Genomic DNA, 22590 nt, shown 5'->3' with positions numbered 1-22590 from the left:
AGCAGAGCCGCTCATGCTGACCAAGTACCGCGGCACAACGCAGAGGGAAGTGTGCCGAGCCTCCCTGGGCTACCGCCTGGCAGCGCTGCACGCGCCTCAGCGCCCCGGGGCGCGGGCCTGGATCAGTGCGCGATAGTGCCCGGGGTTGCAGCCGAACCACTTGCGAAATGCCTTGTAGAACGAACTGTTGTCTGCAAAACCCAGACGCTCGGCAATCTCGCCCAGCCCAGCCTCCTCCCCGCTCAGCCAGGCAATCGCCAGTTCCCGCCGCACGCTGTCCTTGAGGCCCTGGTAGGTCTGCCCCTCTTCGGCAAGCCGCCGGCGCAGCGTCGACGGCGACAGACACAGTTGCCGGGCCAGGCTGTCGCTATCCGGCCACTGCCCGGGCGCCTGGTGCAGCAAGTCATGGCGCAGGCGCCGAGCGAAGCTGGCCGGGTCGCGGTACTTGACCAGAATGTTGCCCGGGGCCTCGGCGAGAAAGCGTTGCAGCTCTTCGGGCGTGCGCCTGATCGGCAGTTCCAGGCTGTCAGCGGCAATGATCATGCGCGTGCGCGGGCGCTGGAACTGCAGGTTTTCCGAGAACATCACCCGGTAATCATCACAAAAGGGCGGCTCGCTGCAACGCAGGTCGATGGCCAGGATCGGAATGCGCCGCCCGGCCAGCCAGCAGGCCAGGCCATGCACGATCATCCAGAAGGTGAAATAGGTGAAGGCCCGGCGCGGCGCGTCACGCGGTTCGTTGATGACGATCTCGGCCAGGCTCTGCTGGCGCACCAGGCTGGGTTGCAGGTCTTCGAGCATCAGCGAGAGGAACGCCAGCGCCGTTTCCAGGCCGGCCCCCAGCGTCGGCTGGGCCATGCTGGCCCGGCACATGAAGGCCAGGCTGCCGCTGCGCAGGCCACGTGGGTCCATGGCGAAGAATTCGTCGTTGCAACGCCGCGTCAGCAAGCGCCAGAGCCGGGCATAGGCTTCGGCGCTGACCCGCGCTTCGGGCAGGTGCAATTGCTCCACGGCGATGCCGGCCCTGGCCAGCAGGCCGCTGTCGGGCTCGCCAGCGGGGCAGGTCTGCAGCAGCGCTTCGCGCACCAGCTGCATGGAAATGGTGTCTTTTTCGCTCATCGACGATGGTGTCCGCTCAATTCCGGCCATCTTAGGCCGCCCCTTTCAAAACAGCCATCACAGCCCCGCAGCCAGGCCCAGGAAGGCCTGGATCAGGCGCAGCTCACGGCGGCGCTCCAGGCAACCGACCAGGTGCTGGTTGACCAGCCCGCGACCAGCCAGGGGCCGGGCCACTACCCGTGGGTCATTGGCCACTTCGGTCGACGACACCACGCCGATACCCAATTCGCAGGCCACGGCCTCGGTCACTGCCTCGCGGCTGTCCAGCTCCAGCAATACCCGCGGCTGCACAGCGGCCTGGCTGCACGCCTTGTCGAAGGTGCGACGGGTGGTGGAGTTCGGCTCGCGCAGCACCATGATCTGCTGGTGCAGCGCCGCCAGCGGCAGGTCGTCCTCGCCGCTGGCCCAGGCATGCCCGGCCGGCAGCAAGGCACACAGCCGCGACTCGCACAGGTTCTGCAAATGCAGGCCCTTGCGCGGCTCGATCTCGGTCAGCACCGCCACATCGGCGTGTTCGCCAAGCAGTGCCGCGAGGGTTTCCTGGGCGTTGCCCAGACGCAGGTTGACCGTGATGCCCGGATAGCGCTCGCGCAACAGTGCCAACATCGGCATGACCCGGTGCGGGCCGTCGGCCGCCACTTCCAGGCGCCCGGTCAGCAGCTGGCGGTTGGCCTCGAGCATGACCTGCGCCTCTTCGGCCAGGCCGAACATGGCGCGGGTGATAGCCGCCAGGCGGGTGCCCTCTTCGGTCAATTCCACCCGCCGCGCAGTACGCCGCAGCAAGGTGATCTGGTAGTGCTCCTCCAGCGCTTTCACGTGCCCGGTCACCGCCGGCTGGCTGATGAACAGGCGCGCCGCAGCACGGGTGAAACTGCCCTCGCGGGCGACCGCATCGAAAGCGCGCAACTGGAACAGGTTCATGTATATCGGCCTGACTTATAGCTCGGATAACAACAAACAATTTGATTGATAGAAGCCTGAATTGCAACCTAGGTACACCAGTTTCAGCCCACCGCTTGCGAGGAATAACGGCATGAGCAACGCCCCGATTCTGCTGACTCCCGGCCCCCTGACCACATCGATGCGCACCCGCCAAGCCATGCTGGTGGACTGGGGTTCATGGGACCGCGACTTCAACCAGCTGACCGCCAGCGTGTGCGAGCAGCTGCTGGCGATCATCGATGGCAGCGCCAGCCATCACTGTGTGCCCCTGCAGGGCAGCGGCACCTTCGCCGTGGAAGCCGCCATCGGTACCCTGGTGCCACGTGACGGCAAGGTCCTGGTATTGATCAACGGCGCTTATGGCCAACGCCTGGCGAAGATCTGCAAGGTCCTCGGCCGCGCCTTCAGCACCTTCGAAACCGCAGAAGACCAACCGACCACCGCTGCCGATGTCGAGCGCCGGCTGGCCGCCGACCCCGCGATCAGCCATGTCGCGCTGATTCACTGCGAAACCAGCACCGGTATCCTCAACCCGCTGCGCGAGATCGCCGAGGTGGTCAAAGGCCACGGCAAACGCCTGATCATCGACGCCATGAGCTCGTTCGGCGCACTGCCGATCGATGCCCGCGAAATCCCCTTCGAGGCGCTGATCGCCGCCTCCGGCAAATGCCTGGAAGGCGTACCCGGCATGGGCTTCGTGTTTGCCGAAAAAGCCGCCCTGGCCGCCGCCGAAGGCAATGCCCACTCGCTGGCCATGGACCTGCACGACCAACATGCGTACATGGCCAGGACCGGCCAATGGCGCTTCACCCCGCCAACCCATGTGGTGGCCGCGCTGCATGAAGCGCTGCAGCAGTACCAGGAGGAAGGTGGCCTGCCAGCGCGTCATCGGCGCTACGCCGACAACTGCAAGACCCTGCTCGCCGGCATGGCCGCGATCGGCCTGCGCAGCTTCCTGCCGGCCGAGATTCAGGCACCGATCATCGTCACCTTCCATGCGCCGAACGATGCCCGCTATCAGTTCAAGGACTTCTACGAGCGGGTCAAGGCCAAGGGCTTCATCCTTTACCCAGGCAAGCTGACCCAGGTCGAAACCTTCCGCGTCGGCTGCATTGGCGTGGTCGGCGCGGACGGCATGCAAGCCGCCGTGAATGCCGTGGCCGAAGTGCTGCGGGAAATGGAAGTACTGCACGTTTGACCCTTGCCCACCCAATCCAGGAATCAGCGCACATGAACTACAGCAACCCTACCCGGCTGCAGGCCGCCATTCTCGACTGGGCCGGTACCGTGGTCGATTTCGGCTCCTTCGCCCCGACCCAGATCTTTGTCGAAGCCTTCGCCGAATTCGATGTGCAGGTTTCCATCGAAGAAGCCCGCGGCCCGATGGGCATGGGCAAGTGGGATCACATTCGCACCCTGTGCGATGTGCCGGAAATCGCCGAGCGCTACCGCCAGGTGTTCGGCCGCACCCCGACCGACGATGATGTCACCGCCATCTACAACCGCTTCATGCCGCTGCAGATCGAGAAGATCGCCGTGCACTCGGCGCTGATCCCCGGCGCGCTGGATACGCTCACCGGGCTGCGTCGCGACGGGCTGAAGATCGGCTCGTGCTCGGGCTACCCGAAGGTGGTGATGGACAAGGTGGTGGCGCTGGCGGCGCAGAACGGTTACGTCGCCGACCACGTGGTGGCCACCGACGAAACCCCGAACGGCCGCCCCTGGCCGGCCCAGGCCCTGGCCAACGTGATCGCGCTGGGTATCGACGATGTGGCGGCCTGCGTGAAGGTCGACGACACCGTGCCGGGTATTCTCGAAGGCCGCCGGGCCGGCATGTGGACCGTGGCCCTGGTGTGTTCGGGCAATGCCCTGGGGCTGACCTGGGAGGGCTACCGCGCACTCAGCGCCGAGAAGCTGGAAAGCGAACGCCAGCGCATCCACGCGCTGTTCGCCGGTTCTCGTCCGCATTACCTGATCGACACGATCAATGAACTGCCTGAAGTGGTCGCCGACATCAACCGGCGCCTGGCCAAGGGCGAGATGCCGCAGGCCTTCTGAAGGCTGCCCGTGCAGCAGCGGCCGCGTGTCGCGATCAGGCTGCGCAGCCGCCACGGCGCCTTGTGCATCGGTGCATGAGCCGTGGGCCTGCTGCGCAGCCGATCGTGACACGCGGCCGCTGCTGCCGGTACAGCGCAAACGCCTGGGATAAACCCCTACTCCGGCAACTGCACCTGCGGCTTGGTCGCGGCAAAGATCGCCCAGCTCGACACGAACAACGCCGCGATCAGCGGCCCGATGACGAAGCCGTTGAGGCCGAACACCGCCAGCCCGCCCAGGGTCGACACCAGGATCAGGTAATCCGGCATGCGCGTATCCTTGCCCACCAGGATTGGCCGCAGCAGGTTGTCCACCAGGCCGATCACCAGCACCCCGAACGCGGTCAGGATCACCCCCGGCAGGATCGCCCCGCTCAGCAGGAAATAGGCCGCCACCGGCGCCCAGACGATGCCCGCGCCCACCGCCGGCAGCAGCGACAGAAACGCCATCAGCACCGCCCACACCAGCGCACTGGGGATATCCAGCACCCAGAAGATGAAACCACCCAGTGCCCCCTGGGTGATGGCTACCAGTACGTTGCCTTTAACCGTCGCCCGCACCACGCGGTTGAACTTCAACTGCAGGCGGCGCTTCTGCTGCTCGGGCAGCGGTACCGCCAGCCGTACCCGGCGAGCGACCTCCGCGCCTTCGCGCAGGAAGAAGAACAACAGGTACATCATGACGCCGAAACTGACCACGAACTCGAACGTGCCCTGGCCAAAGTTGAACGCCTGGCTGGCGAGCACCTGGCTGCCCTGGGTCGCCCACTTGCTGATCTTGTCGCGCAGCCCGTCCAGGTTACCCATGCCCATGCTGTCCAGGCCGCGCTGGGCGAAGGTCGGCAGCATGTCCTTGCCGCGCTCGACATAGCCGGCGATGTCCAATTGCCCACTCTCGATGCGCTGGTACAACAGGGCGCCCTCCTGCACCAACAATGCACTGGTGATGATCACCGGCAACACCGCCACCAGCAGGCATACCAGCAAGGTGGTGGCCGCGGCCAGGTTGCGCCGGCGCCCGAAGCGGATCAGCAGGTGGCGCTGCAAGGGCGCAAACAGGATGCCGAGTATCACCGCCCAGAAGATCGCGCCGTAGTAAGGCAGCAGGATCCACACGAAGGCAATGGTCACCAGCGCCAGGAGCACTGCCAGGGCGCGGTTCTGTAAAGCGGTTTCGTTCATCGCATGTCCTCAGCTGGCCTCTGGGATATTAGTGCGCGCCGCCTGGGTAAAAGTGCCACGCTTTCATTGATGCAGATCAATGCACGCAGGGTCTGCCAGCACTAGCATCCGCGCCTTTTGCCCCGGTGCGCACATGAACCCTACCGCCAAGCCCGAACTGCTGGCCCCCGCCGGCACCCTCAAGACCATGCGCTACGCCTTTGCCTATGGCGCCGACGCGGTCTACGCCGGCCAGCCGCGCTACAGCTTGCGGGTGCGCAACAACGAGTTCGACCATGCCAACCTGGCGCTGGGTATCCAGGAGGCGCATGCCCTGGGCAAGCGCTTCTACGTGGTGGTCAACATCGCCCCGCACAATGCCAAGCTCAAGACCTTCCTCAAGGACCTGGCGCCGGTGATCGAGATGGCGCCGGATGCGCTGATCATGTCCGACCCGGGCCTGATCATGCTGGTACGCCAGCATTTCCCGCAGATGCCGGTGCACCTGTCGGTGCAGGCCAACACGGTCAACTGGGCCAGCGTGCAGTTCTGGCAGCAACTGGGCCTGAGCCGGGTAATCCTGTCGCGCGAGCTGTCGCTCGAAGAAATCGAGGAAATCCGCCAGCAAGTGCCGGACATGGAGCTGGAGGTGTTCGTCCATGGGGCCCTGTGCATGGCCTATTCCGGGCGTTGCCTGCTGTCCGGCTACCTCAACAAGCGCGATGCCAACCAGGGCACCTGCACCAACGCCTGCCGCTGGAAGTACGATGCCACGCCCGCCACCGAGAATGCGACCGGCGACATCGTGCGCGAAGTACAACCGACCCTGGGCCTGGGTGCACCGACCGACCAGCTGTTCCTGCTCCGGGAGAGCAACCGCCCCGGCAGCGAAATGCCTGCGTTCGAGGACGAACACGGCACCTACATCATGAATGCCAAGGACCTGCGTGCCATCCAGCATGTCGCCCGCCTGACCGGTATCGGCGTGCATTCGCTGAAAATCGAGGGGCGTACCAAGTCGCATTTCTACTGCGCGCGTGCCGTGCAGGCATACCGCCAGGCCATCGACGACGCGGTGGCCGGGCGGCCATTCGACCGCGCGCTGATGGACAACCTCGAATCACTGGCACAACGTGGCTACACCGAGGGTTTCCTGCGCCGCCATGTGCACGACGAATACCAGAACTACCAGCGCGGCAACTCGGTATCCGAGCGCCAGCAGTTCGTCGGTGAGCTGACCGGGGCGCGTGTCGATGGCCTGGCCGAAGTGCGGGTGAAAAACCGCTTCGCGGTGGGCGACCACCTGGAGCTGATGACGCCGCGCGGCAACTACCACTTCGACCTGCACCGCTTGTGCAACCGCCAGCAGCAGCCGATCGAGGTGGCGCCAGGTGATGGCCATGTAGTGTACCTGCCGATCCCCGAGCAGGTGGCCCTCGACTACGCCCTGCTGATGCGCGACCTCGGCAGTGACGAAGTGGCCAGCTGACAATTCTGTAATGTGCGGCTCAGCTGCCTGACAGCTGCCAGGGGCGAACATCCCGCAAGCCGCTTACACTTGGCGTCTGACCTACCGCTGGAAGGAGTGTTTCCCCATGCTGCGCAAACACCTGCTGACCCTGGGCCTGCTGGCCGTCACCGGCCTGGCCCAGGCCGCCGAGACCATCGACGTGTACCGCGACCCCAATTGCGGCTGCTGCAAAGCCTGGATCAGCCACCTGCGCGACAACGGCTTCACCGTCAACGACCACGTCGAGCCGAACATGAGCGCGGTCAAGCAACGCCTGGGCGTGGCGCCACGCCTGGCGTCCTGCCACACCGGGGTGATCGACGGCAAGTTCGTCGAAGGCCACGTGCCAGCCGAACAGGTACGCCTGCTGGCCAAGCGCAACGACCTCAAGGGCCTGGCCGTGCCAGGCATGCCGATGGGCTCGCCGGGCATGGAAATGGGTGACCACAAGGATGCCTACCAGGTCATCGGCGTGACCCAGGATGGCCAGGACAGCGTGGTCGCCAACTACTGATGCCGGCCACCCGCGCCGGCACTGATACAGCCGGCGAAAACCAGCCTGACAGGTTTCATGCCTGGTAACACCTTTCGCGCTCCGTGTGGTCCATCGACTGTTACAGTCGCCTCTTCCTACCTGGCCCTACACGGAGTGCCCCCATGCTGCGCGCAACCGCCCTGGCCCTGGCCTGCCTTGCCGGCAGCCCGGCCATCGCCGCCGAGTCGCCCACCTACGGCCCCCAGCTCGAAGGCTTCAGCTACCCCTACCCACTCAGGCATTTCGATTTCCAGTCCCAGGGCCAGGCCCTGCAGATGGGATACATGGACGTGCCTGCCCAAGGCCAAGCCAACGGCCGTAGCGTGGTGCTGATGCACGGCAAGAACTTCTGCGCCGCCACCTGGGAGACCACCATCGACGCCCTGAGCAAGGCCGGCTACCGGGTTATCGCCCCCGACCAGGTCGGCTTCTGCAGCGCCAGCAAGCCGGCGCATTACCAGTACAGCTTCCAGCAACTGGCGAGCAACACCCATGCCCTGCTCGAACAGTTGGGCGTGAAGCAGGCCATAGTGCTTGGCCATTCCACCGGCGGCATGCTCGCCACCCGCTATGCGCTGATGTACCCGCAACAGGTGCAACGCCTGGCGCTGGTCAACCCTATCGGCCTGGAAGACTGGAAAGCGTTGGGCGTGCCCTACCGCACGGTTGACCAGTGGTATGCCCGTGAGCTCAAGCTGGACGCCGACGGTGTACGCGAGTATGAGCGCAAAACCTACTACGCCGGGCGCTGGAAGCCGGAGTACGAGCGCTGGGTACAGATGCTGGTCGGCCTGAACAAAGGGCCGGGGCATGAAGCGGTGGCATGGAATTCGGCGCTGATCTACGACATGATCTTCACCCAGCCGGTGTATTACGAGTTCAAGGACCTGCAGATGCCGACCCTGCTGCTGATCGGCGACCAGGACAGCACGGCCATCGGCAGCGATATCGCGCCGCCGGAGGTGAAAGCCAAGCTGGGCAAGTACGCCGTGCTGGGGCCGCAGGTGGCCAAGCTGATGCCCAGGGGCGAGCTGATCACCTTCGAAGGCATGGGCCATGCGCCGCAGATCGAAGAGCCGGTGCGGTTCAACCGGACGCTGGTCGAGTGGCTGGACCAATGAGCCGGTAGTCGAGGGGCCGCTCTGCCAGCCCGCGAAGGGCCGCAAAGCGGCCCCCTAACCTTTCCAGATTTGCGCCTCGGTCCAGCCCAGTTCGGCAAAATCACTTGCCCGCAAGCCAGCCTCTTCCTCGCAGAAAAACTCGTCCAGCTGCGGCGGCCGGATTGCCGTGTCGCTGAGCATCGCATGCACCTGCCCGCGGTGATGCACCTGGTGCTCGAACAGGTGTGCCAGCAGGCGCAAGCGTTGCTCGCGCTGCACCCGGTCGGGCCGCACGATGTTCACATAGCGCCCCAATTCGTCATCTCGCAAGCCACGACAATAGGTGATCAGCCGGTGATCGGCCTGGGCCTGCTCGGCCTGCAGGTCGGTACAGGTGGCGAACGGCTGTTCCGGCTCGAAGAAGCGCTCGCCATCGGCGTCGGGCACCTCCCCACGTTGCTCGCACTCGAGCATGTGCAGGTAGAACCAGTCCACCGTCAGCAAGTGGTTGAGGGTGGCCTTGATCGACGGGAAAAAGCTGCAGCGCGGGGCGACGAATTCGTCCTGGGTCAGTTGCAGGCAAGCCTTGTACAGGCGGTGGTTGGCCCAGCCATTGTTGTAGGCCTGGGTCAACAGATAATGCGACAACGGCTCCATGGCTACCCTCCTTTTCAGGCGAAGCGTTGCAGTTGCATCTCCCGTAGCCGGCTCAGGGTCCGTTGGTACGGGAACGCCAGATACCCTTGAGTGTAGAGGGCATCGAGCGGCACCTGCGCTTCCAGGTACAACGCCACCCGGCGGTCGTAGCATTCGTCGACCAGGGCAATGAAGCGGCGCACCGCATCATCCTTGGGTGACAGCGCTGGCAATTCACGCTCACCCGCCACCACCCGCTGCGCGCCGTCCTCGGTGCCACGGGCGATGCGCCCGGCCCGCTGCTCGCCGCCCAGCGCCGGAATGGCCGATACCAGGATGGCCGGGAAACGGTCGCACAGGGCCATGAACTCCGTGGCCGCCAGCGGTTGTTCGCACAAGTCGCTGAAGCGGCACCAGATAGCCTGCTCGCTGCGCCGCACCACCTGCACCTGCCTGGTACCGAGGGCCAACGGCTGGTCGTGACCGCTGTCGCTCGGGCTGAGTTGGCGGAACACTTCAGCCAACGGGCTGGCCTGCCCCGCCTGCGCCACCCAGTAACGCTGGCGGGCGGCACCGGGGTGCAGGCGATGGTCCTGCTCGCCGGCTACCGGCAGTACCTGCATGTGCCGCTGGATGGCGGCGATGGCGGGCAGGAAACGCTCACGGTTGAAGCCGTCGCGATACAGCTGTTCGGGTGGCTGGTTGGAAGTGGCGACGATGACCACGCCGTGTTCGAACAGCACCTGGAACAGGCGACCGAGGATGATTGCGTCACCGATGTCGTTGACGAACAGCTCGTCGAAGCACAGCACGCGGATCTGCCCGGCCAGCTCCCGGGCCAGCGCCAGCAGCGGGTCGGCGGTGCCGTTTAGCTGGAACAGGCGCTGGTGGACCCAGGCCATGAAATGGTGGAAGTGCTGGCGCCGACTGGGCACCTGCAGGCACCGGTGGAACTGGTCCATCAGCCAGGTCTTGCCACGGCCGACCGGGCCCCAGAGGTAGATGCCCTGGGTGGGGTGGCCTTGTTCGACGGCCTGGAAGCAGGCTTGCAAGGCCTCGACGGCGCAAGCCTGGGCGGGGTCGGCAACATAGCCCTGGGTGGCCAGGGCTTGCTGGTAGAGGGAGTGGGGATCGATAGCCATGCGGCATTCTACACGGCTGACATACCGCGGACCTTGTGGAAACAACGGTCTTATCTGAATTCAAAAGGCTGCCGCGATCGCTGTGGGAGCGGGCGTGCCCGCGAACACGGGCGAAGCCCGTGCCATCCACCGCGGCGCCTGCTCCCACAGGGCCGCGTACAGCAGTGGTGATCAAGCGTCGCCCAAGCCTACCTTGAGCAGCGCACCATCCTTGTCATCGGTCAGTACATACAGGTAGCCGTCCGGCCCCAGCCGTACATCGCGGATACGCGCCTTCAGCTCACCCAGCAGCCGCTCTTCATGCACTACCTTGTCGCCATCCAGCTGCAGACGGATCAGCTCCTGGGTGGCCAGCGCGCCAATGAACAGGTTGTGGTCCCACGCCTTGAACGTCGGGCTGTCATAGAACGCCATGCCGCTGACCCCCGGCGACTGCTCCCAGACATGCTGTGGGTCGACCATCCCGCTCACGTGCTTGCCCTCGGCCTCGGGAATAGGCAGCAACGAGTAGTTGATGCCATGGGTCGCCAGTGGCCAACCGTAGTTCTTGCCAGGCTTGGGGATGTTGATCTCGTCGCCGCCACGCGGGCCGTGCTCGTGGGTCCAGAGCTCGCCAGTCCAGGGGTTGAGCGCAGCGCCCTGCGGGTTGCGATGGCCGTATGACCAGATCTCCGGCCGCACATTGTCCCGGCCAACGAAGGGGTTGTCCCTAGGTACCTCACCGTCTGCCAGGATGCGCACGATCTTGCCTTGCAGCTTGTCCAGGTCCTGGGCGGTCGGGCGCTGGTTGTTCTCGCCGAGGGTGATGAACAGGTAGCCGTCGCGGTCGAACACCAGCCGCGAGCCAAAGTGGTTGCCGACCGACAGCTTGGGCTGCTGGCGGAAGATCACGGTGAAATTTTCCAGCCGGGCACGGTCGCTGGACAACTGGCCACGGCCCACTGCGGTACCGGCCTTGCCATCACTGCCCTCCTCGGCATAGGACAGGTAGATGGTGCGGTCCTTGGCGAAATCCGGGGACAGCACCACATCCAGCAGGCCGCCCTGGCCCTCGGCCCAGACCTTGGGCACGCCGCTGATCGGTGCGCCGACCTTGCCTTCGGCGTTGACCAGCCGCAGGTTGCCGGCACGCTCGGTGACCAGCATGTCCTTGCCGCCCGGCAGGAACGCCAGGGCCCATGGGTGGCGCAGGCCATCGGCTACGGTATTGACGGTCAGGCTGCCTTCTTCACTGGGGAATTGCTGTTCGGCCGCCGCCTGCGCCAACAAGGGCAGCAGGGCGGCGGCAGTCACGGTGACAAGCCAGGTTGCGTGACGCATGCAGGATTCCTTTGCGTACTTGGCTCACGGCGCGCGCGGGTTGTCGCGGGGCGGCCGGGTGGGTTCCAGGTTCGGGGTCTGTTGCTGGCGACGCAGATTGTCGCCGTTGCCAATGCCACGATTATCCAGCGTGGGTGGGCGCTGGTAAGGCTCGGTGGACGGGCCACGCAGCGGCGGCGTGGCCGGCATGCTGCCCTGGCGGCTGTTGGGGTTGGCGCGCTGGATCGGGCTGTTGTAGGGGTTGTTGTTGGCGGCGATTTGCACGGGTGGCTGAGCTGCGGCGTGCGCGGGCAGGCACAGCGCCAGGCCGAGTGCCAGGATGGGCAAGGTTGGGGTCATGCTTCACCTCCTGTACGAAAAAGCCGCGCCTGGTGGCTTTGATAGCCTACGGCGCGAAGGGTTCGCGGCAAAAGTGTGAATGCGGGTGGAGATGATTCCTGATGTTTCAGTATGGGCTTCGGGGGCTGCTGCGCAGCCCTTCGCGACACAAGGCCGCTCCTACAGAAGTGAGCCTCGGCGCTGATTACGGGGCCTGCACCTTGTGCCGTGCGGCATACAGGCACAGCATCTCCATCGCCAAGGTGGCCCCCGCCAGCGCGGTGATGTCGGCGTGGTCATAGGCCGGTGCCACCTCCACCAGGTCCATGCCGACCAGGTTGATACCGCGCAAGCCACCGAGGATCTCCAGCGCCTGCAGCGTGCTCAGCCCGCCACACACCGGCGTGCCGGTACCGGGCGCGTAGGCCGGGTCGAGGCAGTCGATGTCGAAGGTCAGGTACACCGGTCGCTCACCCACCCGCTGGCGGATCGCCGCAATCACCGCCTCGCTGCCCTGGCGGTGCACCTGGCGGGCATCGAGGATGGCAAAGCCCTGGTTGTCGTCATTGGTGGTGCGCAGGCCGATCTGCACCGAACAGGCCGGGTCCACCAGGCCTTCGCGGGCGGCGTGCCAGAACATGGTGCCATGGTCGATGCGCTGGCCCTCCTCGTCCGGCCAGGTGTCGCTGTGCGCATCGAAGTGGATCAGCGCCAGCGGGCCGTGGCGCCGCGCGTGGGCCTTGAGCAACGGGTAGCTGATGAAATGGTCGCCGCCCAGGGTGAGCATGGCGCAGCCCGCCTCCAGAATATGCGCCGCATGCGCCTCGATGCTGTCCGGTACCGATTGCGGCGTGCCGCTGTCGAAGGCGCAATCGCCGTAATCGATCACCGCCAGGTGGTCGAACGGGTCGAACGCCCACGGCCAATGCCGGGCCCAGGCCTGCTGCACCGAGGCGGCGCGGATCGCCCGCGGGCCAAAGCGCGCGCCGGGGCGGTTGCTGGTAGCCGTATCGAATGGCACCCCGCTGACGACCACATCGACGCCTCGCAGGTCGCGGCTGTAACGGCGGCGGGAAAAACTGGTGATACCGGCGTAGGTACTTTCCGCGGCGGTGCCATACAGGCTGTCGCGGGTCATGGCTTGGTCATTGTTTGCAGCGTGCTCCACGGTCGGGCTCCTGTTCATCTTCGGTTACTGGCGGCTGCGGAAGGCGGTCCACAGGCGGTTGCGCTGGCGCAGGTCGGCCAGGGCCATGCTGCGGTCGGCATATAGCCGCTGGCGTACCGCCTGTGGCGGATAGATGTCCGGGTCATTGCGCACCGCTTCGTCCACCAGCGGCGTGGCTGCCTGGTTGGCGTTGGCGAAGAACAGCGTATTGGTCAGCGCAGCGACCGACTCGGGCTTGAGCATGAATGCGATGAACGCCCGCGCCGCTTCGGGGTGCGGGGCGTCCCTGGGGATGACCAGGTTGTCCTGCCATACCAGCGTGCCCTCGCGGGGGATGCGGTAGACCAGCTCGAACGGCTTGCCGGCGCGGCGCGCCTGGTCGGCGGCCATCGCTGCATCGCCGTTGTAGGTCAATGCCAGGCACACGCTGCCGTTGGCCAGGTCGCTGATCTGCCGGCCATTGGCGACGTAGCTGATCGAAGGCTGTAACTGGCTCAACAGCTGATGCGCCGCAGCCAGGTCGGCCTGGTTCTGGCTGTACGGGTCCTTGCCCAGGTAGTTCAGCGCGACGCCGATCACTTCCTGCGGCGAGTCGGGCATGGCGATGCCACAGTCCTTGAGGCGCCTGGCGTACTCGGGCTTGAACAACAGGTCGAGGCTGTCCAGCGGCACATCGCCCAGGCGCTGGCGTACCGCTTCGACATTCACCCCCAGGCCCAGGGTGCCCCAGGTGTAGGGCACGGCATGGCGGTTGCCGGGGTCGGCTTCGGCGAGCTTGGCCAGCAGGTCCGGGTCGAGGTTGGCATAGCCGGGCATGCCCTGGGCATCGAGCGGCTGCAGGGCATTGGCCTTCAGCGCCCGGGCCAGTACGCTGGAAGACGGCACCACCACGTCGTAGCCACTGCCACCGGTCAGCAGCTTGGTTTCCAGCACCTCGGTGGTGTCGAAGGTGTCGTAGCGCACCTTGTAGCCGGTTTCCTGCTCGAAGCGCTGCAGGGTTTGCGGGGCGACGTAGTCGGCCCAGCTGTACAGATTGACAACCTTTTCCTCGGCCTGCAGTGGCAAGGCCAGGAGCAGAGACAGCAGGCATAACGAGCGATGCATGGCGGACACCTCGGCAAGTGGGTGGATGCCGCGAGCATGCCAGCCGGGTTACATTGCAGGAATGGCAAGTTTGCAAAGCTGACATTCATCAGGAGCAATGTAATGCTCGGACAACTGCACGACCTCGACCTGCACCTGCTGCGGCTGTTCGTCACTGTAGCCGAGGCCGGTGGCTTCAGTGCCGCCCAGGGCGTGCTGGGCCTGAGCCAGCCCACCATCAGCCAGCGCATGGCGCAGCTGGAAACGCGCTTGGGCTACCGCCTGTGCAGCCGGGGTAAGGGCGGTTTTGCCCTGACCGAAAAAGGCGCGTTACTGCTGGACGCCACGCGTGACCTGCTGCTGGACATCGAGCGCTTCCGCCAGCAGGCCAACGGCGTTGCCGGACGGCTGTTGGGGACGGTTCGGGTCGGCATGGCAGAGAACCAGGACAAGGCGGTGAACCTGCGCCTGGCAGCGGCCATCGCGGCGTTTCGCCGGCGTGCCGAGGCGGTGCAGCTGGAGCTGATCAGTGCGCCACCGGCGGAGCTGGAGCGGCTGTTGCTGGAGCAGCGGCTGGACTACGCCATCAGCTATTTCTCCGGCAACCAGGCAGCGTTCGATTACCAGCCGCTGTTCGAGGAGCGGCAGCGGCTGTATTGCGGCGCCGGGCATGTGCTGTTCGGCGTAACGGGGGTGACGCACGAGCGCTTGCTGGAAATGGACCAGGTGCGCCATCCGTACCGGTTTCTCAAGGGCGGCGAGCCGTTCCAGAGCCGGCGCAGCATGGCGGTTGCGGAACAGATCGAGAGCGTGCTGACGTTGGTCCTGTCGGGGCGGCACATCGGTTACCTGCCTCGTCATTACGCGCAGACCTGGGAGGCCGAGGGGCTGTTATGGGCGTTGGATCCAGGGCTGGATTTCGTCGTGCCGTTTACCCTGGCCCGGCATCGGGCGCAGGGGGTTGGCGAGGCACAGCAGGCATTTGCGCAGGATTTGCTGTCGGCGTTTGCCTGAACCGGCCGCATCGCGGGCTTGCCCACAGGTACGGCCCTGGCGCGGAATCTGTTGGAGCGGCTTCGGCCGCGATCACCGGCGCAGCCGATGCCATCTACCGCATGGCCTGCATCGCGGATAAATCCGCTCCTACGGGTGTGAACCGCGCCGGCTTCAGGTTGACGCGGTTCCTGTAGGCGCGGCTTCGGCCGCGATCACCGGCGCAGCCGGTGCCATCTACCGCATCGCCTGCATCGCGGATGAATCCGCTCCTACAAGGGTGACCCGCGCCGGCTTCGGGTTGACGTTGTACTTGTAGGAGCGGCCTTGTGTCGCGAAAGGGGTGCGAAGCACCCCCACGATTTCAGCCACCACAGCTGTTGCCGGGGCCGCTTTGCGGCCCATCGCGACACAAGGCCGCTGAGGCAATCAACCCTCGGGCCAGGGTTAGTAAGCCATGCTCCAGGTCAGGGTGTAGGTGCGCCCACGCCCCTGGTAGTCATACAGGTACGCCGGCCCGTAGGTCGGCGAGTAGAACAGCGTCGCGCGCTGCCCCCAGACCGTGCTGTACTGCTTGTCCAGCAGGTTCTGGATGCCGACGCTGAAGGTGCCGAAGCCGGTGTCCTGGCTACCCAGCAGGTCGAAGGTGGTGTAGCCGTCGATCTCGTGGTCGGCATCGTCCTTCAAGCTGAACGCGTGATTGGCCTGCAAGCGCGCCGTACGGCCGTCACCCTTCCAGCCGACGAACGCAGTGGCCTTGGACAGCGAGGCATAGCGGGCATCCCGCTTGATCCAGTCGCCATCGGCATCCTCTTCTTCGGAACGGGTCAGGTGCAACGTGCCGCCGGTTTCCCAGCCGCTCTGGAAGTGACGGGTCAGTGCGCCTTCGAAACCGAAGTCACGGCTCTTCTGCTCTTCCACATCGATGGTCAGGGTCTGCGAATCGACGTTGATGATCTTGTCCGACCAGATGTAGTACAGCGCCGCCTGGGCATCCCAGTCCAAGTCGGCATAGCGCCAGCCCAGTTCCACCTGGCGGCTCTTGATACCGGCCAGCGGGTTGTCGGCGACACTCAGGCCGGGCTTGCCGTAGTACTTGGCCGGGTCGGGCAGGTCGAAGCCTTCGCCGTAGTTGGTCCACACCTGGTGGCCGTTCTTGAAGTCATAGATGGCTCCAACGTTGAACAGGTTGACCTGGTAATCGTTGCTGCCGCCTGGCACGCCCTTGAAGTCGCTGACGTCCACGTCCATCTGCTGGCGCCGGGCGCCGCCGGACAGGGTCAGGTTGTCGCTGGCATGCCAGTCCAGCTGGGCATACACCGAAACACCGTCGACCTGATAGCTGGGGTAGCGCGCGGCCTTGCTGGCCTTGTCCAGCTCCAGGCCGCCCGACTCGGAAGAAGTCTGGGCGTTGAAGGTGGTCTGCTGGGCATTGAAACGCTCATGGTCCAGATCGACACCATAGGTCAGCTTCAGCGTGTCCCACTGCTTGGCGAACAGGCCCTTGAGGCTGGTGACCTCGAAGTTCTGCTGCGAGGCGGCAAAGTACACCCCGCGCGAGCCCGTGGGGGTGGCGCGGTTGTAGTACGGGAACGGGTAGAAGTTGTCGTTTTCCTTGCGGTACGAGGCCTGCAGGTAGAAATCCTGGCCCAGCACGTCGCTGTGGTGGTAGTTGGCGTTGAGCAGCAGGCGCCGGGTACGCGGCTCCAGGCCCGACGAGTAGCCACTGCGCAACTCGGCGTCTTCGAGGTCGGACGGGGCGTTGTAGTTGAGGTTGGGGAAGTAGATACCGGTACTGCCATGGTTACCCGAGTCATAGTACTGGGCCAGCAGGTCGAGGCTCTGCTGGTCATTCAGTTGCAGCCCGAGGGTACCGAGCACGTCGACAGTGCGGTTGTACTGCAGGTCGGTCTGGGTGTTGTCGATGAAGATCTGCTCGCCCGCGCCGTCGTAGAAGGCTTCGTTCTGCTCGCCGGAGATCCCCAGGCGGGCGTTGACCCGCTCGTTGCCGCCACTGATCGACTGGGCGATACGGGTGGACAGGTCGTCGCTGTTGTTGAAGCCGCTGCTGGCGCCAAGCTGGGTCTCGAAACGTGCCGGGCCCGGTTCACCCTTCTTGGTCACGATGTTGATGATGCCGCCAGTGGCGCCGCCGCCGTAGATGGCGCTGGCCCCGGACAACACCTCGACCCGCTCGACGTTGAACGGCGAAATGCTGTCGAACTGGCGCGACAGGCCGCGCGAGCTGTTCTGGCTGACCCCGTCGATCATTACCAGTACGTTGCGCCCGCGCATGTTCTGGCCATAGTTGGTGCGCCCTTCTGGCGCCAGGTCGAGGCCTGGCACCAGTTTGCCGATGGCTTCCTTCAAGCTGACGCCGCTGTCGATCTGCTCGCGCAGTTGCTGCTGGTCGACGACCCAGACGGTGCCGGGGATTTCACTGATCGCGGTGCTGGTGCGCGAGGCCACGCTGACTTCGATCGGCTTGAGGTTGACGGCCTGCGGAGCGCTTTCGGTCTTGTGCAAGGTGACCGTGCGGGCATCGCTGAAGTGCCAGCGCATGCCGCTGCCGGCCAGCAGTTGCTGCAGGGCCTGCTCGACGCTGTAACTCCCCTGCAAGTCTGGGCTGGCCTGCCCGGCGACGTCGCTGGTGGTGTACAGCAGGTGCAAATCGGCCTGGTCGGCGAAGCTGGTCAGGGCCTGATCCAGAGGTTGCGCGGGCAGGTCCAGCTGGACCTGGCGCGCCTGGACCTGAGCCTGTTCGGCAGCGCTCGCGGCGCCAGCCTGCAGTGGGCCGAGCAGCATGGCCAAGGCACTGCAGGAGACCAGGGCATGGTGAAGAGGAACGCGGCGGCGGAACATGGGCTTGAGCATCAGAGGCACGGGTGAGCTTCCAGACAAGTCGTAAATGAGAATGAGTTGCTGATCAGTCCCTCTACGACGATCTGGCCTCCCGGAACTTGCAGTGGCAAATGCAAAAAATTTTCATTCTGCCCGTGCCGAGCGCTTCGCGGCTGAACCCGCTCCCACCAGTACCGCACAGGTCCGCAAGCCATGCAGCCCCTGCAGGAGCGGCTGCAGCCGCGAAAAGGCCGGTATCGACGGATCAATAAACCACGGCCAGCCAGGGCAAGTAGGTGACGCGCAAGCCATAGCGCTGCTCCAGGGTCTGCAACAGCGCTTGCGGCTCATCCAGGTCGAACACCCCACTGACCTCCAGCGCCGCCAGCTTGCTGTCCGACAACACGATCCGCCCATGCCGGTAACGTTCGAGCTCCGCCAGCACCTGCCCCAGCGGCTTGCCGTTGAAGATCAGCTTGCCGCGCTGCCAGGCCATCTGCGCGCCGGCATCGGCGGCGACGGGCAGTGCATGCTCGCCCACCCTGGCTTCGCCGCGCGCCAGCACCACATGGCCATCACGGCGCACGCTGAAGGTGGCCGTGCTGCCCTGCACGCGCTCGCCTGCGCTATCGACCACAAACGGCCGGGCATCGTCCGCAGTCTCGAACAAGGCCTCCCCGGCCTCCAGTACCACCCGCCGCTCATGCTCATTGAACACCACGCGCAGGGCACTGGCGCTGTTCAGCGTCACCCGCGAGCCGTCGGCCAGGCTGATGACCTGCCGCTGCCCTACCCCGGTGTGGTAATCCGCCAGCAGCATCGGTGCCTGTTGCCAACCCGCCACGGCAACGACCAGCACCAGCGACGCAGCCAGCCCCGCCTGCTTGAGGCGGTCGCGGCAATGGCGCAGGGCCTGGCCGATATACTTGGCCACCATGCTTTCGGAAACCCCCAGCCGTTGGGCCACCTGCGCCTGGGTCAGGCCCTCGATGCGGTTGAGCAACAGCGCCTGACGAGCGTTGTCGGACAGCTGCAGCAGCGCCTGGTCGAGGACCTGCAACCGTTCCCGGGCCAGCAACGCCGCCTCCGGCGCTGGCCCCGGGCAGGCCACCTCGTCGGCGCCCTCGCTGTGCTCGTGGCTGACGGCGATGCGCTGTTCGCGCCGCAAGGCATCGATTGCCAGGTTGCCGGCCACACGGAAGATGAAGCGGCGCGCGTGCAGCACCGGTACCGCCTGCTGGTCGATGTTCACCAGCTTGAGGTAGGTTTCCTGCGCCACGTCGGCCGCGCGCTGGCGGTCGCTCATGCGCCGGGTCAAGAACTGCAGCAGGTCGTCGTAGTGTTCTTGGAAACTCGTCAACAGGCCCGACACGGGTGAGGTCAGCATGGGATCAGTTACGGCCAGTAGGAGGGATTAGCGGACGTTAATGAGAAACAGTATCTTTCATCTGCACCGCCACTTTCAACGCCGTCGCGCATTTGCCACACTGACCCACCGCTCACTCCGGCAAGGTCGTCCGCCCATGACTGCCCGTCTTTATCGCTACACCCGCTTGTTGCTGATCCTGCTGCTGGCCTGCGGCCCCGGGGCTTGTGCCCTGTTCCAGCCACGCGACCCGGTCAATATCAGCGTGATCGGCATCGAGCCGCTGCCAGGGCAGGAGCTGGAGCTGCGCATGGCCGTGAAAATGCGCGTGCAAAACCCTAATGAAACGCCGATTGACTACAACGGCATTGCCTTGAACCTGGAGGTGAACGGCCAACCGCTGGCCGCTGGTGTCAGTGACCAGCAAGGGCACATTGGCCGCTATGCCGAAGCGGTGATCGTGGTGCCGGTGAGCATCACGGCATTCGCCTTCCTGCGCCAGGCCTATGGGTTGGGCCAGGTGGGCGCGCTGCAGGGCCTGCCTTACAGATTACGCGGCAAGCTGGCCGGTGGGCCGCTGGGGACCGTGCGCTTTACCGACGAGGGCAAGCTGGACCTGCCCAACAGCGGCTACTGGTAGCCACCAGGCAAGGGGCGCTCAACGGTTGGCGCTGGCGGCAGCCATCAGTTTGTTGACTTCGCTGCGCACCATGTTGGCGTATTCCGGCGGCGACATGCCATCCAGCTCGGCACGTACCCACTCGGCCCACTTACCCTTGCGCCGCGGCTTTTCGGCGATCAGCCGCGCCGCTTCGCCCTTGGCCTTGCCCAGGTTGTTCTGCCACAGCTCGAACAGCCGTGCCTTTTCTGCCTCGATCTGTGCCCGTTCCTCGAAGCTCATGTTGGCCAGATTGAAACTCATGAATCACCCGCTTGCTGGTAAATGGCGGCTATCTTACACCAACACCCGGACCGCACGCCGAAGCAACTTTTCTGGTGCAGCGGTATCCATTGCTCCAACAACCATCGACGAGGACGAGTTCATGGCCCGCAAACCTGCCACACTGGCCGACAGCGATCAGATCAAGGACCAGGTATTCAGCGAACTGCAGGCGCTGATCGAAGAATCGGAACGGCTGCTGAACGACAGCGCTGCCCTGGTAGGTGACGAGGCGGAAACCTTGCGTGCACAGGTGCGATTGAAATTGCGCCAGGCGCGCCAGGCGGCCAACAGGATGCGCGACAAGGCGCAACCGGTGGTGGAGGCCACCGAGGACTACATCGGTGGCCACCCGTGGCAGACCGTGGCGGTTTCCGCAGGCCTCGGCCTGCTGGTCGGCCTGCTGCTGGGCCGGCGTCACTGACGCCAGGGCCGCCTGGTGCGATCAGGCGGCCTGCGCCAGCGGGATACCACTGTGGAAGCGCAGTTCCTGGTCCGGTGACTGGATCAGCTCGACTTCCGCTGCACGGACCAGTTCTACCCGGCGGGCGATGTCCGCCGCATCGCCGTAGTGATGCGCCAGTTTCAAGTAGCCCTGGTAGTGGCGCGCTTCGCTTTTCAGCAGGCCGTGGTAGAAGCGGCCCAGTTCCTCGTCCAGGTACGGCACCAGCGCGGCAAAACGCTCGCAGCTGCGCGCCTCGATGAACGCCCCGACCACCAGCGTATCGACCAGCTTGACTGGCTCGTGGGCGCGCACCAGGCGCCGCAGCCCCGACGCATAGCGCCCCGCCGACACCGGGCGCAGCGGCACACCACGGCGTTTCATCAGGCGCAGCACCTGCTCGTGGTGCACCAGTTCCTCGCGGGCCAGGCGCGACATCATGTTGATCAGGTCGAGGTGCGTGTTGTACTTGGCGATCAGGCTCAACGCGGTGCTGGCGGCCTTGAACTCGCAGTTCTTGTGGTCGATCAGCAGGGTTTCCTGGTCGGCCAGCGCCGCTTCGATCCAGGCATCTGGCGTCGGGCAACCAAGAAAGGCGTCGATTTCGGGGGTCAGGGACATGAGCGTGCAACCACAAGGCCAGGCAGGGTTGGCGATTATACCGGCGGCGGCGGGCGACGCCAGTGACTATGCTTGATGTGTATCAAGCGCCTGTGGGGGAAGCGCCGACTATAGTCAGGCATTGGTCGCCACCTTTGAACGGAGCTAACGCCCATGCAAGCCGTCCGCAGCATCCTCGTCGTCCTCGACCCCGCGCATGCCCACAGCCGGGCCCTGACCCGGGCCAAGCTGATTGCCAGCCTCACTGGCGCGCGCCTGCACCTGCTGATGTGCGACAAGAAGCATGACCACAGCGCACTGCTGAGCCTGCTGAGCAGCCAGCTGCATGATGACGGCTACGACAAGGTTACCCATGAGCAGGCCTGGCATGACACCTTGCACGAATCGATCATCGATGTGCAGCAGGCCGAAGGCTGCGAGCTGGTGATCAAGGAACACCGCCCGGACAACCCGCTGAAAAAGGCCCTGCTCACCCCCAGCGACTGGAAGCTGCTGCGCCAGTGCCCGAGCGCGGTGCTGATGGTCAAGAGCGAACGGCCGTGGACCGGCGGCAAGATTCTCGCCGCCGTCGACGTGGGCAACCAGGATGAAGACCACCGGCGCCTGCATGCCAGCATCATCGACCATGGTTTCGGGATTGCCGAGCTGGCCAAGGGCGAGCTGCACGTGATCAGCGCCCATCCCTCGCCGATGCTGTCGGCGTCGGACCCGGTCTACCAGTTGAGCGAGACCATCGAAAAGCGTTATCGCGAGGCGTGCAAGGCGTTCCAGGCCGAGTACGGCATCAGCGAGGAGCGCTTGCACGTGGCCGAAGGGCCGGCGGATGTGCTGATCCCGCATACCGAGCAGAAGCTCGATGCGGTGCTGACGGTGATCGGTACGGTGTGCCGCACGGGGATTTCCGGGGCGTTGATCGGCAATACCTCGGAGGTGGTGCTGGATGCGCTGGTGGGGGATGTGCTGGTGCTCAAGAGCGAACACGCCATTGACCACCTGGCGGAACTGGCCCGCGGCTGAATCCAGCCTGTCGGGGCCCTGTCGCCGACAAGCCAGCTTCCGCACTGACCTCACGTCATTCGCAGCTCACCGCCTCATCGCGGATAAATCCGCTCCTACAGCTGGCGCCGTACCTGTAGGAGCGGCTTCAGCCGCGAACACCGGCATAGCCGGTGCCAGCCACCGCGTTGCCTGTATCGCGGATAAATCCGCTCCTACAGCGAACACCGGCACAGCCGGTGCCAGCCACCGCGTCGCATG

General features: G+C 65.2%; 22 protein-coding genes. 9 read left to right on the top strand and 13 right to left on the bottom strand.

All coding sequences use genetic code 11. The features are described from left to right. Positions 1–96 precede the first annotated feature (96 nt). Both ACJA3S_RS08975 and ACJA3S_RS08970 read right to left on the bottom strand, forming a co-directional pair. Complete coding sequence (locus tag ACJA3S_RS08975) at positions 97–1119, bottom strand: AraC family transcriptional regulator (RefSeq protein WP_406821561.1); 1023 nt, start codon at positions 1117–1119, stop codon at positions 97–99. 57 nt (positions 1120–1176) lie between these two features. Beyond that, a complete protein-coding gene (locus ACJA3S_RS08970; protein ID WP_170029153.1) occupies positions 1177–2040 on the bottom strand; it encodes a LysR substrate-binding domain-containing protein in 864 nt (287 codons plus the stop codon). 112 nt (positions 2041–2152) lie between these two features. On the opposite strand from ACJA3S_RS08970, the gene ACJA3S_RS08965 reads away from it, so the two are divergent. Together ACJA3S_RS08965 and phnX are read left to right on the top strand one after the other, a co-directional pair. Further along, complete coding sequence (locus ACJA3S_RS08965; protein ID WP_406821560.1) at positions 2153–3259, top strand: 2-aminoethylphosphonate--pyruvate transaminase; 1107 nt, start codon at positions 2153–2155, stop codon at positions 3257–3259. Between the two features lie 32 nt (positions 3260–3291). After that, positions 3292–4119 (top strand): phosphonoacetaldehyde hydrolase, encoded by an 828-nt coding sequence (gene phnX / locus ACJA3S_RS08960; RefSeq protein ID WP_406821559.1) that lies wholly within the window; start codon positions 3292–3294, stop codon positions 4117–4119. 155 nt (positions 4120–4274) lie between these two features. Here the strand turns inward: phnX and ACJA3S_RS08955 are convergent, their stop codons facing one another. Beyond that, the gene (locus tag ACJA3S_RS08955; RefSeq protein ID WP_406821558.1) at positions 4275–5339 is read right to left on the bottom strand and encodes an AI-2E family transporter; all 1065 of its coding nucleotides are present in this window, start codon (positions 5337–5339) and stop codon (positions 4275–4277) included. A 133-nt stretch (positions 5340–5472) separates the two neighbouring features. Between ACJA3S_RS08955 and yegQ the strand changes: the two genes are divergently transcribed. The 3 genes from yegQ (at position 5473) to ACJA3S_RS08940 (ending at position 8484) form a co-directional block, all read left to right on the top strand. Continuing rightward, positions 5473–6807, top strand: coding sequence for a tRNA 5-hydroxyuridine modification protein YegQ (gene yegQ / locus ACJA3S_RS08950; protein WP_170029149.1), 1335 nt, complete (start codon positions 5473–5475; stop codon positions 6805–6807). A 106-nt stretch (positions 6808–6913) separates the two neighbouring features. Further along, positions 6914–7342, top strand: a complete 429-nt coding sequence (locus ACJA3S_RS08945; protein WP_406821557.1) for a DUF411 domain-containing protein — start codon at positions 6914–6916, stop codon at positions 7340–7342. A 143-nt stretch (positions 7343–7485) separates the two neighbouring features. Beyond that, the gene (locus ACJA3S_RS08940; RefSeq protein ID WP_406821556.1) at positions 7486–8484 is read left to right on the top strand and encodes an alpha/beta fold hydrolase; all 999 of its coding nucleotides are present in this window, start codon (positions 7486–7488) and stop codon (positions 8482–8484) included. 54 nt (positions 8485–8538) lie between these two features. On the opposite strand, the gene ACJA3S_RS08935 is transcribed toward ACJA3S_RS08940, so the two are convergent. The 6 genes from ACJA3S_RS08935 to ACJA3S_RS08910 all read right to left on the bottom strand — a co-directional run bounded on the left by ACJA3S_RS08935 (position 8539) and on the right by ACJA3S_RS08910 (position 14151). After that, positions 8539–9120 carry a DinB family protein gene (locus tag ACJA3S_RS08935; protein WP_406821555.1) on the bottom strand — a complete coding sequence of 194 codons (582 nt, stop codon included), beginning with the start codon at positions 9118–9120 and terminating at the stop codon, positions 8539–8541. 14 nt (positions 9121–9134) lie between these two features. Further along, positions 9135–10241, bottom strand: a complete 1107-nt coding sequence (gene zapE, locus ACJA3S_RS08930; RefSeq protein ID WP_406821554.1) for a cell division protein ZapE — start codon at positions 10239–10241, stop codon at positions 9135–9137. A gap of 171 nt (positions 10242–10412) precedes the next feature. After that, positions 10413–11561: a PQQ-dependent sugar dehydrogenase gene (locus tag ACJA3S_RS08925; RefSeq protein ID WP_406821553.1), complete on the bottom strand. Its 1149-nt coding sequence runs from the start codon at positions 11559–11561 to the stop codon at positions 10413–10415. Between the two features lie 24 nt (positions 11562–11585). Then, a complete protein-coding gene (locus tag ACJA3S_RS08920) occupies positions 11586–11900 on the bottom strand; it encodes a hypothetical protein (RefSeq protein ID WP_406821552.1) in 315 nt (104 codons plus the stop codon). Positions 11901–12084: 184 nt separating this feature from the next. Next, entirely contained in the window at positions 12085–13047 is a 963-nt protein-coding gene (gene speB, locus ACJA3S_RS08915) for an agmatinase (protein WP_406821551.1), read from the bottom strand. A 24-nt stretch (positions 13048–13071) separates the two neighbouring features. Next, positions 13072–14151, bottom strand: a complete 1080-nt coding sequence (locus ACJA3S_RS08910; RefSeq protein WP_406821550.1) for a polyamine ABC transporter substrate-binding protein — start codon at positions 14149–14151, stop codon at positions 13072–13074. 102 nt (positions 14152–14253) lie between these two features. Here ACJA3S_RS08910 and ACJA3S_RS08905 point away from each other — a divergent pair, with 102 nt between their 5' ends. Next, positions 14254–15144 (top strand): LysR family transcriptional regulator, encoded by an 891-nt coding sequence (locus ACJA3S_RS08905; protein WP_406821549.1) that lies wholly within the window; start codon positions 14254–14256, stop codon positions 15142–15144. A 426-nt stretch (positions 15145–15570) separates the two neighbouring features. Here the strand turns inward: ACJA3S_RS08905 and ACJA3S_RS08900 are convergent, their stop codons facing one another. Continuing rightward, positions 15571–17997: a TonB-dependent siderophore receptor gene (locus ACJA3S_RS08900; RefSeq protein WP_406822224.1), complete on the bottom strand. Its 2427-nt coding sequence runs from the start codon at positions 17995–17997 to the stop codon at positions 15571–15573. Between the two features lie 232 nt (positions 17998–18229). After that, positions 18230–19351: a sigma-70 family RNA polymerase sigma factor gene (locus ACJA3S_RS08895; RefSeq protein ID WP_406821548.1), complete on the bottom strand. Its 1122-nt coding sequence runs from the start codon at positions 19349–19351 to the stop codon at positions 18230–18232. Between the two features lie 136 nt (positions 19352–19487). On the opposite strand from ACJA3S_RS08895, the gene ACJA3S_RS08890 reads away from it, so the two are divergent. After that, positions 19488–19970 (top strand): LEA type 2 family protein, encoded by a 483-nt coding sequence (locus ACJA3S_RS08890; RefSeq protein WP_406821547.1) that lies wholly within the window; start codon positions 19488–19490, stop codon positions 19968–19970. 18 nt (positions 19971–19988) lie between these two features. Here the strand turns inward: ACJA3S_RS08890 and ACJA3S_RS08885 are convergent, their stop codons facing one another. Continuing rightward, positions 19989–20252 (bottom strand): hypothetical protein, encoded by a 264-nt coding sequence (locus ACJA3S_RS08885; RefSeq protein WP_025338356.1) that lies wholly within the window; start codon positions 20250–20252, stop codon positions 19989–19991. Positions 20253–20373: 121 nt separating this feature from the next. Between ACJA3S_RS08885 and ACJA3S_RS08880 the strand changes: the two genes are divergently transcribed. Beyond that, positions 20374–20694 carry a YqjD family protein gene (locus ACJA3S_RS08880; protein WP_406821546.1) on the top strand — a complete coding sequence of 107 codons (321 nt, stop codon included), beginning with the start codon at positions 20374–20376 and terminating at the stop codon, positions 20692–20694. A gap of 21 nt (positions 20695–20715) precedes the next feature. Here ACJA3S_RS08880 and ACJA3S_RS08875 read toward each other — a convergent pair whose 3' ends face one another. Continuing rightward, entirely contained in the window at positions 20716–21333 is a 618-nt protein-coding gene (locus ACJA3S_RS08875; RefSeq protein WP_406821545.1) for a tRNA-(ms[2]io[6]A)-hydroxylase, read from the bottom strand. 153 nt (positions 21334–21486) lie between these two features. Between ACJA3S_RS08875 and ACJA3S_RS08870 the strand changes: the two genes are divergently transcribed. Next, a complete protein-coding gene (locus tag ACJA3S_RS08870; protein ID WP_406821544.1) occupies positions 21487–22350 on the top strand; it encodes a universal stress protein in 864 nt (287 codons plus the stop codon). The last annotated feature ends 240 nt before the right edge of the window (positions 22351–22590 follow it).

It is taken from the genome of Pseudomonas sp. KnCO4 (genome assembly GCF_045344305.1).
Classification (GTDB): Bacteria; Pseudomonadota; Gammaproteobacteria; order Pseudomonadales; family Pseudomonadaceae; genus Aquipseudomonas; species Aquipseudomonas anuradhapurensis.
The sequence above is the reverse complement of the archived record's forward strand: the minus strand, read 5'-3'. Positions and strand labels throughout refer to the sequence as shown.